Here is a 16,479-nt window from a genome sequence, read left to right on the forward strand (position 1 = left end):
AAGAACCTGAACGATGCAAAACCTGCACGGCAATATCCTCACTCCCGATGGCTGGCAACACGGCGAACTGCGCTTCGACACGCATATCACCGCATTGCAGGGCCAGGCACGCGATCCCGCCGGCAACGCCGACGACATCATCCTGCCTGGCTTTATCGACCTGCATGTCCATGGTGGCGGCGGTCGTGATGTCATGGAGGGGGGCGATGCCCTGTCGGTGATCACCCGCATACATGCTCGGCACGGCACCACCAGCCTGCTGGCCACCACCATGACGGCGCCCAAGCGTGAGATAGAACATGCGCTCAGCGGCGTGGCCACCGTGGTGGCGCAGCGCACCAGCGGTGGTGCCCGGGTACTGGGCGTGCATCTGGAAGGCCCTTATATCAACCCCGGCAAGCTCGGCGCCCAGCCCAACTTCGCCCGCGACGGGGTACTCAACGAGATCAGCAGTTTCAACAATCTCGCCCCGCTGCGGGTACTGACCCTGGCGCCCGAGGTGCAGGGCCATATGGCCTTGATCAGCGAACTGGTGTCACGCGGCATACGGGTACAGTTGGGCCACACCCTGGGTAGCTACGAGGATGGCGTGGAAGCCCTCAAGCATGGGGCGTCCAGCTTCACCCACCTGTTCAATGCCATGACCGGCCTGCATCACCGCGAGCCCGGCATGGTGGGCGCAGCACTGGCCCACGCCGAGTACGCCGAGCTGATACCCGACCTGTTGCATGTGCACCCTGGCGCCATCAAGGCAGCCCTGCGCGCCATACCCAAGCTCTATTGCGTCACCGACTCGACCGCCGCCGCCGGCATGCCTGACGGCAACTACAAGCTGGGGCGTCATACCGTCACCAAGTGCATGGGTGGCGTGCGCCTGCCCGATGGCACGCTGGCCGGCTCCACCCTGACGCTGGACGAAGCCCTGCGCAACCTGGTGAGCCTGGGCCTGGACCTGGACGACGCCGCCCGTCGGCTATCCACCTACCAGGCCGAGCTGCTGGGCCTCGATGATCGCGGCCAGCTCAAGCCCGGCGCTTACGCCGACATCGTGGTGCTTGATCGCAACCTGAAACTGAAGGCCGTCTATGTCGAAGGCGAGCCGGTAAATCTGACGTCGGAGAAGTAAGTGACTACTTGCATGTGGAAAGAGATGCGCGAAGGCGCAGCTGCCATCGCCCGCCAGGCAGACAAACAGGATGCCCGCTATGCCGAACTGGGTGCGCGCCTGCGCCATACCGACCCGCATGCGCTGGTCACCGTGGCACGGGGCAGTTCCGACCATGCCTCGGCCTACCTGGCCTATCTCACCATGCTGCGGCTGGGCCGCCTGCCCGTCTCGCTGCCCATGTCGCTGGTCACCCTCTACGATGCCCCGCTGGACGTGGCAGGGACGGTCGCCGTCGCCGTCTCGCAGTCTGGCCGCAGCCCCGATGTGGTCGAACCGATCAAGCGCTTCCGCCAGGGCCGCGCCCAAACCATAGCCCTGGTCAACGATGCCGCCTCGCCGCTGGCCGAAGCCGCCGAATGGACGCTGCCGCTGGAAGCCGGCCCCGAATACGCCGTCGCCGCCACCAAGAGCTATATCGCCAGCCTGGCCGCTGGCGCCCGCCTAGTTGCCCACTGGGCCGATGACGCTCAATTGCTCAACGGCCTGGCAGCCCTGCCCGATAACTTGGCCAAGGCGCAGGAAGTGGACTGGTCCCATGGTGTGGAGGTGTTGCAGCAGGCCGAGCGCATCATGGTGGTGGGCCGAGGCCTGACCCTGCCGGTTGCCCTGGAGGCTGCCCTCAAGTGCAAGGAAACCGCAGCCATCCAGGCCGAGGCATTCTCGGGCGCCGAGATCAAGCATGGTCCCATGGCACTGATAGACGAAGGCTACCCCCTGCTGATCTTCGCACCGCGCGGCCCGGCGCAGGCGGGACTGATCAAGCTGGCAGAAGAAATGCGCGGCCGTGGCGCCAAGGTACTGCTGGCGGCCCCAACCGATGTGGCCGAGCGCGAACTGACCCTGCCGCTGGGCCCGGTACCGGAACTCGACCCCATTGCGGCCGTCACCGCCTTCTACCCCATGGTAGAGGCCCTGGCCCGTGCCCGTGGCTACGACCCCGATCAACCGCGGCACCTGAACAAAGTGACCTTGACCCGTTAGCCCGCCGGGCCAGCACTGGCCACGCCGTGGGCCACCAAACGGCAGGCCAAGCAATTGACCCACCCTGGCACCAGGCCAGGGAAGAGACGACACCGCGCCCAAGAGCCCGGTGCAGGATTGGAGGGCGTGCCAACGCGCACGCCTGCTAGACGACAACAGACTGATGGGGTGTATGCACCATGAAGACCAACCGTATCGCCAAGACAGCCCTGCTGCTGGCAGGCCTTGCCCTCTGCGGCCAGGCACAGGCAGCCAAGCAGCGCCTGGAATTCTGGACTCAGAGCCTGGCGCCCAAGTTCGCCCCCTATTTCAAGGATGTGGTCAGCCGCTATAACGCGTCCAACGCCCATGTCGAAGTGGTCTGGGTGGATTACCCCTGGGACGTGATACGCACCAAGTTCACCGCCGCCATCGCCTCGGGCAAGCCCCCCGCCATGGCCAATATGGACGTACCCTGGGCCTATGAATACAAGCAGAAGGGGCTGATACAGTCGGTCGACCCCCTGGTGGACAAGAGCCAGTATGTCGGCGGCGCCCTCAAGGACGTCACCTTCGATGGCAAGCTGTACGCCTTCCCTTTCTATAACGGCGCCAATGTCATTGCCTACAACACCGAGCTGTTCAAAAAAGCCGGCCTGGACCCGAAAAAGGCCCCCGGCAGCCTGACCGAACAGCTCAACTACGCCAAGATCATCAAGGCCAAGACCGGTGTCGCCGGCTTTGCCCCCACCCTGGGCCCCACCAAGCTGGAAGGCCTGATGGCGCAGGAAGGCCTGGAGGTATTGAAGGATGGCCGCGCCGTATTCAACTCGCCCGCCCACGTCGCCCTGGTGAACAAGCTGGCCGACGCCTACAAGGCCGGTGCCCTGCTCAAGGACAATCTGTTCGCCCAGGACAACTTCCAGGTCTCGATGGCCGCCTATAACAGCGGGCGGCTGGCCATGCTGGTATCGGTTCCCGCCGCCATGACCCGGGTACGCGACGACGCCCCCGGCATCTACAAGGTCACCGATGTGGCCGGCCTGCAGCTCAGCCCCACCGGCATCGCCTCGGGCGGCTGGCAGTTCACCTTCGTGGTGCCGCGCAATGTCGATGCCAAGCTGCTGCCGGAGATAGGCAAGTTCGGCAACTACCTGACCAATGCCGAGAACCAGCTGGCCTTCTCGCGCTTTGCCGGCACCCTGCCCACCTCCAAGCGGGCCGCGCAGGACACCCATTTCCAGACCTACCCGGCCAACGCCGGCGCGGTGGAAAAAGCCGTGGTGGCCGCCGCCAAGAACCTGGAACAGACACGCACCATCTACCTGGGCGGCGTCAAGGATGCCGAGCTGCTGTCCACCCGCCTGTCCGCCGCCGTCGAGCAAGCCGTCACCGGCCGCAAGGACACCAAGCAGGCGCTGGATGAAGCCGTCGCTTTCTGGAACAAGAAACTCGGCAAGTCCTGATACCGATACAAGGCCTTGACCCGCTACGCCCGCCCTGGGGCCGACGTAGCGGGTGCCGCACGCCCATACCGGGCAAGGCGACCTGGCTGATCCCGGCGTGGCCGGTATCGCCCTGACACGCAGCTGCCGTACACCGGCATGGAGACATCTATCGTGGCCCACTCCCGCAAAGCCACCCTGACGGCCTATCTGTTCCTGACCCCGGCCATGGTTCTGCTCCTGGCCTTTGCCTTCTGGCCCGTCGGCTTCGGCTCCTATATCGCATTCACCCAATACAACCTGATCGACGCACCGGTATGGGTGGGGCTGGAGAATTTCCGCGAGCTGTTCGACGACGAACTGTTCATCGGCTCGCTGAAGAATTCCGCCCTCTACCTCATCGTGGTGCCCGTCATCCAGGTATTGGCCATCCTGCTGGCGGTCCTGGTCAACAACAACCTGCCCGGCATCAAGTTCTTCCGTGCCGCCTATTACCTGCCGGTGGTCACCACCGTGTCGGTCATCGGCATCATCTGGAACTTCATGTACAACGACGATGGCGCCCTCAATGCCATCCTGCGCTGGCTGCACCTGATCAACGAGCCCATAGGCTTTCTCACCGACGACCGCATCGCCCTGTTTGCCGTCATGTTCGTCACCATCTGGCGCGGCCTGGGCTGGTATATGGTGCTCTACCTGGCAGGCTTGCAGGCCATCTCGGCCGATGTCTACGAAGCCGCCACACTGGACGGCGCCAATGCCTGGCAGAAGTTCTGGCGCATCACCGTGCCCCTGCTGCTGCCCACCATCCTGCTCTGCTCCATCATGTCCATGCTGGCCGCCGTCAAAGCCTTCGAGGAAGTACAGATCATGACCCAGGGCGGGCCATTCCAGTCCACCTACACGGCGCTCTACTACGCCTATGAATTCGGTATCAAGTCGCTCAACTTCGGTCGTGCGCTGGCCGCCAGCCTGGTCATGTCGGTCATCTGCATGCTGCTGGCCTGGCTCAACTTCCGCTACCTGCAGCCCAAGAACCCATGAGCCAAGCCCAAACCATGCCGGCAATCGCCCCCTCGTCCGCCACCGCGCTGCAGCGCGGCCTGCGCAGTGCCCGCCTGCGTCGCATCGTCCGGCGCCTGCCCCACTACCTGCTGCTGTCCGTGCTGGCCATCATCACCGTCTATCCGTTCTGGTGGACCCTGGTCACTGCCCTCTCCACCACCGGCGACGTCTACAGCTTTCCACCGCCGCTTTGGCCGCAGGACCCCAGCTTGGTCAACTTCATCGAGGTATTCGACACCATCGATCTGCTGGCCTTCTACAAGAACTCCCTGCTGATCTCGGGCGCTACCGTGGTGGGCACCCTGGTGATCTGCAGCCTCGCCGCCTATCCGCTGGCACGGATGCAGTTTCCCGGGCGCAAGCTGGTGTTCGGCGCCATTATCGCCACCATGATCCTGCCGGCCGAGATCAACTTCCTGGTCAACTTCATCACGGTCTCCAAGCTGCAGCTGACCGATAGCGTGACCGGCGTGGTCCTGCCCAATCTGGCGGGCGCGGTCGGCATCTTCCTGATGAAGCAGGCCTTCGAGGCCGTGCCGCAGGATCTGATCGACGCAGCCCGGGTAGATGGCGCCAACGAGTGGGAAATCTTCTGGAAGATCATGCTGCCCTTGGCCAAGCCCGCCCTGGGTGCGCTGGCTATCCTGACGCTGGTGACCGCCTGGAACCAATACATCTGGCCCTCGGTGGTCATGACCAGCCCGGAGAACTTCCCGCTCAGCGTAGGCGTGCAGTACCTGTCGGGCTCCTTCAGCTTCAAGACCCGCGTGGTCGCCGCCGGCGCCGTGCTGACCGTGATCCCCATCCTGATCGTCTTCCTGTTTACCCAGCGCTATTTCCTGCGTGGCTTTGATGGTGCCGTGAAATGACCCAGAACCTGAACCAGCTTGCCGGCCGTGCCCTGATGGTCGATGTGCCCGGCGATGAACTGACCGCCGCCGATGCCGATTTCCTGCGGCAGCTTGATGCCCGAGCCATCTGCCTGTTCCGCCGCAATGTCAGCAGCGCCGAGAGAACCCGCAAACTGGTGGCCGACCTCAAGGCTGTCATCGGCCAGGATGCTTTGATAGGCATAGACCAGGAGGGCGGCGCCGTGATGCGTACCCTGTTCATGCCGGCAGCACCCAGCGCCATGGCCCTGGGCGCAATTGGCTCCGACACCCTGGCCTACCAGGTCGGCGCCGCCATCGCTCGCGGCCTGGCATCGCTGGGCATCAACTGGAACTACGCGCCGGTGCTGGACCTGAACAATAACCCCCGCAACCCCGTCATCGGCGAGCGCAGCTTTGGCGCAGATCCAGTGCAAGCCGCCCGCCTGGCCGGCGCCTGGATGGCCGGCCACCTCAGCGAAGGCGTGGCCACCTGCGTCAAGCATTTCCCCGGCCACGGCGACACCCATACCGATTCGCACCTGGCCCTGCCCATCGTCGACAAGTCACGCACCGCCATCGAGCAATACGAACTGTCGCCGTTTCATGCCCTCATCCATCAGACCCCTGGCTTGATGAGCGCCCATATCGTCTTCCCCGCCTTCGACAATGAGCGCCCCGCCACCCTTTCGCCTGCCATATTGCAAACCCTGCTACGCGACGAATGGGGCTACCAGGGCGTCACCATTACCGATGGCATGAATATGAAGGCCATACGCGAGCGCTGGGGCCAGGCCCAGGGCACGGTCATGGCAGTCGCCGCAGGTGCCGACCTGTCGCTGGTGCTGCAGTTCAGCGATGAAATGGCCGATGCCAAGCAGGCCTTGCTGGCGGCCGTCGCTGCCGGCACGCTGCCCGCCGCAAGGCTAGCCGAGGCGGATGCGCGCGTCACCGCCATGGCCCGCCGCTATCCCGCCGAAGTCCGTCCCTACAGCGCCGAACAGGAAGCCGCCGACCGCGCACTGTTTGCCGGTGCCTGGGCGCGCGCCCTGACTCTGGTAGGCGAGGCGCAAAGGCCGCCACTGGGTAGCAGGGTCAGGCTGGTATTGCAGGCCGACGCCCCCTCCGACGGCGTATCCGAGCCCGGCCTGGCGGCCAGCGTGCTGATCGCCAAGCTGGCGCCACTGTACGCGCTGGACGTAGTGAGCTACACGCGCCGCAGCGAGCTGGATTGGGCCAAGCTCCCGCAGGATGGCGTCTACACCATCGTGGCCTCAACCACGCGCGAACGCTACAGCGCAGCCGAGCGCAGCAGCTGGCGCCCGCACCTGCACCTGGCGCTATGGAACCCCTATGCCGCTGCCGACCTGCCCTGTGCAGCGCTGGTCAGCTATGGCTTTGCCGACCCGGCGCTGAATGCCGTGGTGGCCTGGCTCAAGGGCGAGCTGAACGCTACCGGCCAGTTGCCCGCTCCGCTGGACGCCTGATACCGCGCAACGCAAGCGCGTTGCCCGCCCCTCCAAGGCCCGCATGACCCACCCTTTACAGGGGTGTCGCATGCGGGCTTTCTGCTGTCTGCCACTGGGGTTTGCACAGGGATTTGGTACAAGCGTCCAGCGTCTGCCGCACAAACGCAACACTTGCAGACAAGCACCATAAAGGCGTTGACAGTGTTGTTACAGTGGTATTGAATCGGTCTTGTATTAAATTGGTATTGAAGCGGTGTCAATACGACAATACCGCTGGCCAACAACAAGGAACCGGTCCATGGCCGAACTGAAACTGAAAAACCTGCAGAAGACCTACGAAGACGGCCCCACCGTTATCCACGGCATTGATCTCGATATCCGCGATGGCGAGTTCATGGTCTTCGTCGGCCCCAGCGGCTGTGGCAAGACCACCACCTTGCGGATGATAGCCGGGCTAGAGGACATCAGCGGTGGCGACCTGTCCATAGGCCAGCGCCGGGTCAACGATGTCCCCGCCGCCAAGCGCGGGGTTGCCATGGTGTTCCAGAGCTATGCCTTGTACCCGCACATGACCGTGCGCGAGAACATGGGCTTTGGCCTAAAGCTGGCCAAGAAACCCAAGGCCGAGATCAACGAAGCCGTCGAGCGCGCCGCCCAGGTGCTGCAGATCACCCATTTGCTTGAGCGCAAGCCCAAAGCGCTTTCGGGCGGCCAGCGCCAGCGCGTTGCCATAGGCCGCGCCATAGTGCGCAAGCCCGACGTCTTCCTGTTCGATGAGCCGCTGTCCAACCTGGACGCCTCCCTGCGCGTACAGATGCGCATCGAACTGGCCAAGCTGCACAAGGATCTGGCCACCACCATGATCTACGTCACCCACGATCAGGTTGAGGCCATGACCCTGGGCGACCGCATTGCTGTCTTCAATGGTGGCCGCATCGAGCAGGTCGGCACCCCGCTGGAACTGTATCAGCAGCCAGCCAACCAGTTTGTCGCCGGCTTCCTCGGCTCGCCCAAGATGAATTTCCTGCCGGCCCAGCTGCGCAGTGGTAGCAACAGTGGTAGCGATATTGTTCTAGCCGGTAATACCAGTATTACTCTGCCCCAACAGTACCGCCTGCAGTCCGGCAGCCCCATCACCCTGGGGGTGCGGCCTGAGCACATCGCCTGGCAAGGCCAGGCCGAGGACAACGCCATCCCTGCCAGCGTCGACCTGGTGGAGCACCTGGGCGGCGAGCAGATCATCTACGCCCGCGCCGACGGCATGGACACCCAGATCGCCTTCTCCCTGCCCAGCAAGGAAACCGCACCACACCGTGGCGAGCGCGTCTGGCTCAAGCCCGAGTTGGCTGCCTGCCACCTGTTCGATGCGGCCGGCCTGGCCCTGCCGGGCAGCGGCCAACCCTATCCGTAGCACCCGTATACCCCGCCTTCGCCGGGTAGGGCGAAGCCGGGATCGTTGTTCAGCATCAGAGCGGTACTAATCCAATTACAGGAGAGCGGCATGTTTAACGAAAGGGGTTTCGCCATGCAGTACAAACCAACGCCCGTCGCCTTGGCAGTAGCCATTGCCATGCTGGGCGCAGCAGCACCCGCCTACGCGGCCGATGCACCGGCCGCCCAGCCTGAGGTGAAGGCGGAGGAAGTGAAGGTCACCGGCATCCGGGCCTCCAAGCAGCGCTCACTGGTTGCCAAGCGCAACGCCGCCTCGGTCGTGGAAGTCGTGACCTCCGAAGATATCGGCAAGATGCCAGACAAAAACGTCGCAGACTCGCTCCAGCGCGTTCCTGGTGTCAATACCATCACCGCCGGCGGCACCGAGGGCGGCTTTGGCGAAAACGACCGTATCAGCCTGCGTGGCACCCCCCCTAGCCTGACCGCCACCACCATCAACGGCCACGGCGTCGGCACCGGCGACTGGTTCATCCTGAACCAGACCGGTGCAGGCCGCAGCGTCAGCTACTCCCTGCTCCCGTCCGAGCTGGTAGAACGCATCGAAGTGCGCAAGAGCGCCCGTGCCGACATCACCGAAGGCGGCGTCGCCGGCTCGGTAGACATCCAGACGCGCCACCCGCTGGACGCCAAGACCCAGTTTTCCGCCACCGGCAATATCCAGGCCGTGTATTCGGAACTGGCCGACAAATGGGATCCCCAGCTGAGCGCCTCCTTCAACTGGAAGAACAGCGCCAATACCTTCGGCATCATGGTGCAAGGCTTCAACGAGAAGCGCCATCTGCGCCGCGACGGCCAGGAATTCTTGTGGTGGGACACCCTGGAAAACCTCTGGGGCAAGAACAACGACGTACTGGCAGCCGCACCCGAGCTGCGCGGCAAGAACATCAGCCTGCTGACCGGCTCGGCCTGGTTTGAGCAGGAGCGCGTGCGCAAGGGTGGCCTGATCACCCTGCAGGCCCGCCCCGCCGAAGGCATCAACCTGGAACTGTCCGGCTTCAGCTCCAAGCTCAACGCCTCGAACTACAACCGCAACCAGATGTTCTGGGCAGTGTCGCCACTCACCAATGGTGTCGTCCCCTCCAGCTACACCATAGAAGGCAGCACCGTCACCGCCATCGCCTTCCCCGCCACCTGCCCTGCCCATCTCAATGGCGCCTGTGGTGGTTCCTGGATACAGGACGCGATCGGCCGCAAGGGCGCTTACGCCAAATCCGACTTCCTCAACCTGGATGGCCGCTTCAATATCAACGACCGCTTCACCCTGACCGGCCAGCTTGGCACCACACGTGGCGAAGGTGGCACGCCGCGCGATACCATCGCTGAGATTGGCGGCCCCTACGTAGGCGGCAGCTACAAGCTCAATGGCATGAACGGCGCGGCCACCGTCACCATACCAGGCGTGGCAAACTTTCCCACGGCAGGCAATATCGACACCTGGGGCGGCAAGGTACTGACCAAGGATTCCGAGGACTACGGCCAGATTGATGGCCGCTATGCCTTTGCTGAAGGTGTCGTCCCCACCCTTAAGTTTGGCCTGCATTTTGCCAAGCATGAGCGCAGCCTGGAGCAGTCCGGCAGCATTACCGACCCAGCAGGCGTGCCACGCAGCAGCCTGGGGGCCGTTACTGGTAGCTATCCAAGCGACTTCGGCGCCGGACTGGGTGGTGGTGTGCTTGGCGGCTCCTGGGCCATTCCCTTTGACCAGCTAATTGCCTGGGGCGACAAGTACAAGCGCCCCGACCGGCAGGATTGGGCCAGCTCCTACACCATCAGCGAGCCCACCAGTTCGGCCTACATCATGGCTGACATTCAAACCGACGAAGGCCTGAGCGGTAATGTGGGTATCCGTTTTGCCCGCACCAAGGAAGAGATCAAGTCCTATGTACTGGATGCCAACGGCAGTTTCCAGGGGCCAGGCAACACCCGTTACGCGGCCAGCGTAGTATCGTCGGATTACACCGACGTCCTGCCCAGCGCCAACCTCAGGCTCGATATCGGCAGCGATCTGGTCGCCCGGATTGCCTTGGCCAAGGTCATGGCCCGTCCCGACTTTGGCCGCCTGGCCGGCCTGAGCCTGAACGATACCTCGCTTAGTGGCAGCGGCGGCAACCCCTACCTCAAGCCTATCCGCTCGACCAACTTTGACGCAGGGGTGGAATGGTACTTCGGCAAGAATGCCATGTTGTCAGCGGCCTTCTACTCGATGGACCTGTCATCCTATGTCTCGTTCGGTACCTACAACGCCGTATTCCGCAACGGTGTCGAAAGCCAGAAGCAGGGCAAGGACGTATTCAGCACCTATCTGATGAATACCCCAATCAACACCACAGGTGATGTCAAGGGTCTAGAGCTGTCGCTGGAAATGCCCATAGGTGGCGGCTTTGGCTTCAACACCAACTACACCTATGCGGATGGCAAGGAAACCAGCGTGGCCTGTGAGGCCAAGGAAAATGCCGGTGACCGGCACGCTTGCGACCTCGTCGGCACCTCTGAGCATTCCTTCAACCTGGGCGGTTTCTACGAAGTGGGCAAGCTGAGCGCCCGCATCGCCTACAACTACCGCTCCGCCTTCCTGAACGGTATCGATCGTCGCAGCGCGGTCTATCAGGATGCGGTCGGCACCTGGGTCGCTTCGCTCGGCTACACCATCAACGACAACCTGGCGTTGAGCTTCGACGCCAAGGACATCAACAACCCACTGCTGAAGACCTATGTCTACGACAAGACCGGTGCCAAGCAGCCGCAGTCGTTTTACAAAAATGGCCGCCAGTACTATGTCGGCCTACGCATGAAGTATTAAGCCCTGGCAAGGGGCAGGCCGTCGCAGCATGGCGGCCTGCCCTGTTCCACCGTGCGACAAAACACCGCCATTGCGGTGGCCGGCAAGGCGGCGTAGCAGGTCCCGGCCCATCTTCCATCAAGGTTCACTCCTCTCTGGCGCGTGTTGCATCCCCTGTGGGCCATGCCACCGCGCCATTTTTTATGCGTCACCCACCATGAAAAACGGCGCACCGGCCAAGCCGGTACGCCGCTTATCGTTACCCCTAGGCTAGCGCCTGAGCTTGCTGAAGCGCGGCAGGTTGTCCACGTTCTTGCTCAACTCCTCCATGCGCTCACCCATGGCCGCATCCAGCCGGTCCAACCGGTCATTGGGCATGGGGTGGGTTTCCAGTAGAAAACCCAGGCCAGGGTCGTTGGCCGATTCCGACAGGGTCTGCAACACCCCGACCAGGCCATAGGGGTTGTAGCCGGCACGCGCGGCAATCACCACCCCCATGCGGTCGGCCTCGTACTCATCCTCCTTGTCCAGCCCCTTCAGGTACAGCTCCTTGCCACCGCCTATCAGCTTCGCGGTATTGGCCGCGCTACGCTTGCCGGTGTTGTCGGCATACTGGGCGGCGATGTCAGACAAGGCCGCCGTCCCCAGGCTTTTCTGGATGGCACTGAGCTGGTGCTTCTTCAACACATGGGCGATTTCATGGGCCAGCACCCCCGCCAGCTCAGCCTCGCTGCGCAGGCGCTGCAGCAGCCCGCGGGTGACCAGGATATGCCCGCCCGGCGTGGCAAAGGCATTCACATGGGGATGGTCTATCACCCCGAATTTCCAGGGCAGGCCTGGGCGCTCGCTGTGCTGCGCCAGCCACACCCCCACCCGGTTCACATAGCGCTGCATCTCGGCGTCGTCCACTAGCGGTGCCGCGCCCAGCAGGGTGGCGGCCAACTCGCCGCCCATCTGCACTTCTTCGGTCTCGGTAATATCACGATTGGCGTCCACCACCTTCTTGGCAGTCTCCAGCCCCTTGATCAGCTTGCCCACATCCCAGGCCTGGGCCGGGGCGGCAAAGGCCAACAACAGGGGCAATATCAGTTTGCGCATGCTGAGCTCCTTCTTCCCTGTCATTTGCCGTCAGCCGATTTGGGCAGGTAGTCGACCTTCACGTCTTCCAGCTTGCCGGCGCGGGCAAACCGCTTGGCATCTTCTGCCGTGACCTGCATGCCGTTGAGCTTGGCCAACTGCTCCATATCAGGCTGGGCCTCCTTCAGCCCATCCTTGCTGATGCCTTTGACGCCTGTAGTCTGGGTCTTGGACGAACTACCGGTCTGGAACACCGATACCAGCGATCCCAGCCCACCACCGCCACTACCGGGCTTGGCCTGGCTGTTGCCGGTGCGTACATTCAGCATCTTCACCCAGCCGACCTGACCGTCGGCCTTGATCTGTATCCAGGCGCCTTGGCGCTGCACGATCTCTACCGCCGCCTTGGCCGCCACATCGCTGACCTTGGCCGCATCCGCAAAAGGCTTCTGTTTCAGTTCTGCTGCCCGCAGCACTGTGCCCATCTCTGCCGCCTGCGCCACGCCGGCCGCCAACAGCAAGACAGTTATCGCTATTCTCATTGCTTCAACTCCCGTTTCCGCTCGTGCCCAGACGCCCGGGCTCAAACAACCTGACTTCCTGTTCCCTGCCTTTTACATGGTGCAAGCCGCAATCACGGTAGCTGAAATCCGCCTGCGCCAGCAGCATGGTCGACTCCGCCACCAGCACCCGCGCCACCCCCTTGGTCTGCCCTTCTATACGGCTGGCCAGGTTCACCGTGTCACCTATTGCAGTGTAGTCCAGTCTATCGCGGGAGCCGATAAAGCCGACAACCGCTGGCCCGCTATTGAGGCCGATACCGATGTCGAAATCATGGCCCAGCTCGGTCAGCTCGGCCTTGAAGCGCACCAGCGCCTCCGCCATCTCGATGGCGGCAGCTATCGCATGCCTGGCGTGATCCGGGTCATTCACCGGGGCGCCCCAGAAGGCCATGATGGCGTCGCCGATGAACTTGTCCAGGGTGCCGCCGTGGCGGAAGATGATTTCCACCTGGGTGGAGAAGTAGCGGTTGAGCAGGGAGACGATGGCCTCGGGCGAGCGGGTTTCCGACAGCGTGGTAAAACCGCGTATGTCCGAGAACAGCACCGTCACCTGGCGGCTTTCGGCATTCACCTCGGTATTGATCTCGCCATTGGCCACCAGATCGCTGACCACGCGCGGGTCCAGAAAACGCTGGAACATGCCCATGGCCCGCTCGCGCTGCTGCCGCTCCTTCAGGTAGGCCAGCAGGGCACACAGCCAGAAATAGCCCCAGCCCCAGGCCAGCGGCGCAAACAGGGGCAGGAACACCCCTCGCCCCAGTTGCCACCAGGCTATCGCCACCACCAGCACATTCACACCCAGCAAGCCATACAGGATACGGGTAGGCGCATAGCCACGGGCAAACAGCCAGGCGATGCTGCCCAGCAACAGCGCAATAAAGGGCAGCACCACCGGCCTGGGTTTCTCGCCCAGCCAATCACCAGCCCGCAGGTTGTCTATGCTGGTAGCCAGGATATCGACACCGGGATAGGTGCTGGCCAAGGGGGTAAGACGCAGGTCCATCAGGCCCGGCGCCGCCGCACCGACCACCACGACCTTGTCCTTGAACTCCATCAGCGGACGGCGGGGCTGCTCGCGCTGGGCGTCTTCATATAGGTCGGCATAGGACACATGCTGCCAGGCACCGCGCCAATTGAGTAGGATACGGTCACCCTGCTGCGGCAGCGGCCAGCCCAGGTCGCGCGCCAGCCGGGCTGGCATGGAGGGGAAGCGCCACCCCTGGTAGTCCTTGTAAAGCAGGTAGTGGCGGCCCACCAGGTCGCTGTCTTCCACAAAATTGATCAGCCCGCCGCGCATGGCTTCCGGCTGCTTGTGCTGCAGCATCACCAGGGGCAGCAATACCGGGATACGGGTTTGCGGATTGGCCCCTGGCAGCGCCACCACCCCCACAGCAGGCGGGATCATGCTGGCCATGGGTCCACCACTGCCGCTGTCCTGCAGCGCCATGGCCAGGTAGACGTTGCTGTGCGCCGCCACCGTCTCGGCAAAGGCCTGATCATGCTCGGGGCGGTAAAAATCCATCTCGTTGAAATGGATATCAAACACGATGGCGCGCGCTCCCTGGCGCGCCAGATAATCGGTCAGCTCGCCATGCACCGAACGTGGCCAGGGCCAGCTGCCGGCCGCCTCGTTCATCCGCTCGAGCGAGCGCTGGTCGATATCGACCACCACCACGCCGGTCGAAACCGGGCGCCGCTTGGCATGCTCACGCAACAGCACATCGCCGGCGCGCTGGTCGATGATGCGGCTGGTGTGCAATACGGTGTAATCCAGCAACACCAGCAACAAGCTGATGGCCAGCCAGTGCCACCAGGAAAAATGGCGCAGCAGGCGTAAGAGGTGGGCGGAGGTCATGGCGTGGCCGGGCGATCAGACAGCTTGCTTTTTAGCAGCCTGCGGCCCCGATCTCCAGTGCCGTCCGCTTATTTCAACGGCCCCATGCGCGTCAGGGCTGGTTTGTGCTGCCGCAGCATCTGCGCCACAAAGGCATCCCGCTGGGTAGGCGCGCAACGGGCCAGCATGCGGAAAGTCTCACTGGGCAGGCGGCGATAGCGCCGGCGATCCCGTTGCGGGTGGACCTGCCGCCAGCGGTTGAACACCAGCCAATCCCACAGCTCATCAGCCACCGGCTCACCTATCTTCATGACCAGGTCACGATAGGCGATGTAGTCGCCAATATGGGGCCGGGGGCCAGGGTCAGGCAATTGCCGGCTGACACGCATGCCCAGCAAGCCGCGCAGGCGATCACGCCAGCGGCTGTTACCACGATTTCGATAATTTGGCGTGTGATACATGGCGGCAATCCGTTCCTCAACAAGCCTCTGTGCCTGCTCTATCTTAGGCAAGCCACAGCTCAAATGCGTAAGGGCCGGATAACCGGCCCTCGGTCGGGAAGTACTGAATCCGTCACAGCGGCCATGCCAGCCCGCCCGCAGACTCCCCGTCTACTGGTCTGTTACTCGTCCATCAGGGCGGTGGTGTAGACCTCCTGGACATCGTCCAGGCTTTCCAGCGCATCCAACAGCTTCTGCATCTTCACGGCATCGTCGCCGGACAGCGGTGTCTCCGCCTGCGGCTTCATGGTGGCTTCGCCCATTTCAGCCTTGAAACCGGCAGCCTCCAGGGTTTCCTTGATGGTGACGAAGTCATAGGGAGGGGTGATCACCTCGATGGAACCATCGTCATTGCTCACCACATCGTCAGCGCCAGCCTCCAGCGCCGCCTCCATCAAGGCATCCTCATTGGTGCCAGGGGCAAAGATCAGGTAGCCGCAGTGTTTGAACTGGAACGACACGCAACCGTCAGTGCCCATATTGCCGCCGTACTTGCTGAAAGCATGGCGCACATCGGCCACGGTACGGGTCTTGTTATCGGTCAGGCAATCCACCATCACGGCGGCACCGCCTATGCCATAACCCTCGTAGCGCGTTTCCATGTAGTCCACGCCCTCCAGGTTGCCGGCACCGCGATCAATGGCGCGTTGGATATTGTCCTTGGGCATATTGGCGCCCAGGGCCTTGTCCACCGCCAGTCGCAGGCGCGGGTTGGTGGCAGGGTCAGGGTCACCCATCTTGGCGGCAACCGTGATTTCCTTGATCAGCCGCGTGAACAGCTGGCCGCGCTTGGCGTCCTGACGACCCTTGCGGTGTTGAATATTCGCCCACTTGGAATGGCCGGCCATGATAAAAATCCTCGAAAACGAATCAGAAGAAGGCCGGCATTTTATCACAGCGGCATTTGCTGCTGGCTGGCAGCTCTTCTACACTGCCTTGGCTTTGCCATTTCCCTACTGGAGTTCACCATGAAACTGCTTGCCCTTATCGTTCCCGCCCTGCTGGGCCTGAGCCTCGCCCATGCTGCCGACGCCCCCGCCACGGCCAAGGAACCCACCAAACAACAGAGCAAGATGGTTCAGTGCAACAAGGATGCCGAGGGCAAGAAAGGCGACGAGCGCAAGAAATTCATGAGCGAATGCCTCAAAGCCAAGCCCGCCAATCCTCAGCAGGAGAAGATGAAAGCTTGTAACAAAGAGGCCGAAGGCAAGAAGGGCGACGAGCGCAAGAAGTTCATGAGCGAGTGTCTGAAGAAGTAACCCAGCCATCACCCCTGCCGGCGTGGCTCGCCTGGCGAG

The 16,479-nt window shown here is 63.0% G+C and carries 15 protein-coding genes; 10 read left to right on the top strand and 5 right to left on the bottom strand.

Annotated elements, in window-relative coordinates:
• Positions 1 to 13: 13 nt before the first annotated feature.
• The 8 genes from nagA to QWZ03_RS08475 all read left to right on the top strand — a co-directional run bounded on the left by nagA (position 14) and on the right by QWZ03_RS08475 (position 11,228).
• Entirely contained in the window at positions 14 to 1,126 is a 1,113-nt protein-coding gene (gene nagA, locus QWZ03_RS08440) for an N-acetylglucosamine-6-phosphate deacetylase (RefSeq protein WP_284197223.1), read from the top strand.
• A complete protein-coding gene (locus tag QWZ03_RS08445; protein ID WP_308447533.1) occupies positions 1,127 to 2,149 on the top strand; it encodes an SIS domain-containing protein in 1,023 nt (340 codons plus the stop codon).
• Between the two features lie 179 nt (positions 2,150 to 2,328).
• On the top strand, positions 2,329 to 3,594 hold the full coding sequence (locus tag QWZ03_RS08450; protein ID WP_290332308.1) for an extracellular solute-binding protein: 1,266 nt from the start codon (positions 2,329 to 2,331) through the stop codon (positions 3,592 to 3,594).
• Positions 3,595 to 3,747: 153 nt separating this feature from the next.
• Positions 3,748 to 4,617 carry a carbohydrate ABC transporter permease gene (locus QWZ03_RS08455; RefSeq protein WP_290332309.1) on the top strand — a complete coding sequence of 290 codons (870 nt, stop codon included), beginning with the start codon at positions 3,748 to 3,750 and terminating at the stop codon, positions 4,615 to 4,617.
• Positions 4,614 to 5,507 carry a carbohydrate ABC transporter permease gene (locus tag QWZ03_RS08460; protein WP_290332310.1) on the top strand — a complete coding sequence of 298 codons (894 nt, stop codon included), beginning with the start codon at positions 4,614 to 4,616 and terminating at the stop codon, positions 5,505 to 5,507. The genes QWZ03_RS08455 and QWZ03_RS08460 overlap by 4 nt, the downstream gene beginning before the upstream one ends.
• Positions 5,504 to 6,994 carry a beta-N-acetylhexosaminidase gene (nagZ, locus tag QWZ03_RS08465; protein ID WP_290332311.1) on the top strand — a complete coding sequence of 497 codons (1,491 nt, stop codon included), beginning with the start codon at positions 5,504 to 5,506 and terminating at the stop codon, positions 6,992 to 6,994. The genes QWZ03_RS08460 and nagZ overlap by 4 nt, the downstream gene beginning before the upstream one ends.
• Before the next feature lie 280 nt (positions 6,995 to 7,274).
• Entirely contained in the window at positions 7,275 to 8,387 is a 1,113-nt protein-coding gene (locus QWZ03_RS08470) for an ABC transporter ATP-binding protein (RefSeq protein WP_290332312.1), read from the top strand.
• A 90-nt stretch (positions 8,388 to 8,477) separates the two neighbouring features.
• Positions 8,478 to 11,228 (top strand): TonB-dependent receptor, encoded by a 2,751-nt coding sequence (locus QWZ03_RS08475; RefSeq protein ID WP_290332313.1) that lies wholly within the window; start codon positions 8,478 to 8,480, stop codon positions 11,226 to 11,228.
• 249 nt (positions 11,229 to 11,477) lie between these two features.
• On the opposite strand, the gene QWZ03_RS08480 is transcribed toward QWZ03_RS08475, so the two are convergent.
• From QWZ03_RS08480 to QWZ03_RS08500, 5 genes are all read right to left on the bottom strand, one after another.
• Complete coding sequence (locus tag QWZ03_RS08480) at positions 11,478 to 12,305, bottom strand: M48 family metalloprotease (RefSeq protein WP_290332314.1); 828 nt, start codon at positions 12,303 to 12,305, stop codon at positions 11,478 to 11,480.
• Positions 12,306 to 12,325: 20 nt separating this feature from the next.
• Positions 12,326 to 12,826 carry an SH3 domain-containing protein gene (locus QWZ03_RS08485; RefSeq protein WP_290332315.1) on the bottom strand — a complete coding sequence of 167 codons (501 nt, stop codon included), beginning with the start codon at positions 12,824 to 12,826 and terminating at the stop codon, positions 12,326 to 12,328.
• Positions 12,827 to 12,830: 4 nt separating this feature from the next.
• Complete coding sequence (locus QWZ03_RS08490; RefSeq protein ID WP_290332316.1) at positions 12,831 to 14,702, bottom strand: CHASE2 domain-containing protein; 1,872 nt, start codon at positions 14,700 to 14,702, stop codon at positions 12,831 to 12,833.
• A gap of 68 nt (positions 14,703 to 14,770) precedes the next feature.
• Positions 14,771 to 15,142: a hypothetical protein gene (locus tag QWZ03_RS08495; protein ID WP_290332317.1), complete on the bottom strand. Its 372-nt coding sequence runs from the start codon at positions 15,140 to 15,142 to the stop codon at positions 14,771 to 14,773.
• Positions 15,143 to 15,303: 161 nt separating this feature from the next.
• Complete coding sequence (locus tag QWZ03_RS08500) at positions 15,304 to 16,029, bottom strand: YebC/PmpR family DNA-binding transcriptional regulator (protein WP_290332318.1); 726 nt, start codon at positions 16,027 to 16,029, stop codon at positions 15,304 to 15,306.
• Between QWZ03_RS08500 and QWZ03_RS08505 the strand changes: the two genes are divergently transcribed.
• Positions 16,028 to 16,153 carry a hypothetical protein gene (locus QWZ03_RS08505; RefSeq protein ID WP_284197211.1) on the top strand — a complete coding sequence of 42 codons (126 nt, stop codon included), beginning with the start codon at positions 16,028 to 16,030 and terminating at the stop codon, positions 16,151 to 16,153. The two genes, QWZ03_RS08500 and QWZ03_RS08505, sit on opposite strands and share 2 nt — an antisense overlap.
• Entirely contained in the window at positions 16,150 to 16,440 is a 291-nt protein-coding gene (locus QWZ03_RS08510) for a PsiF family protein (RefSeq protein WP_290332319.1), read from the top strand. Before QWZ03_RS08505 ends, QWZ03_RS08510 begins: the two co-directional genes overlap by 4 nt.
• Positions 16,441 to 16,479: the final 39 nt, after the last annotated feature.

This window comes from Chitinimonas viridis, from assembly GCF_030409555.1.
In the GTDB taxonomy this organism is placed as follows: domain Bacteria; phylum Pseudomonadota; class Gammaproteobacteria; order Burkholderiales; family Chitinimonadaceae; genus Chitinimonas; species Chitinimonas viridis.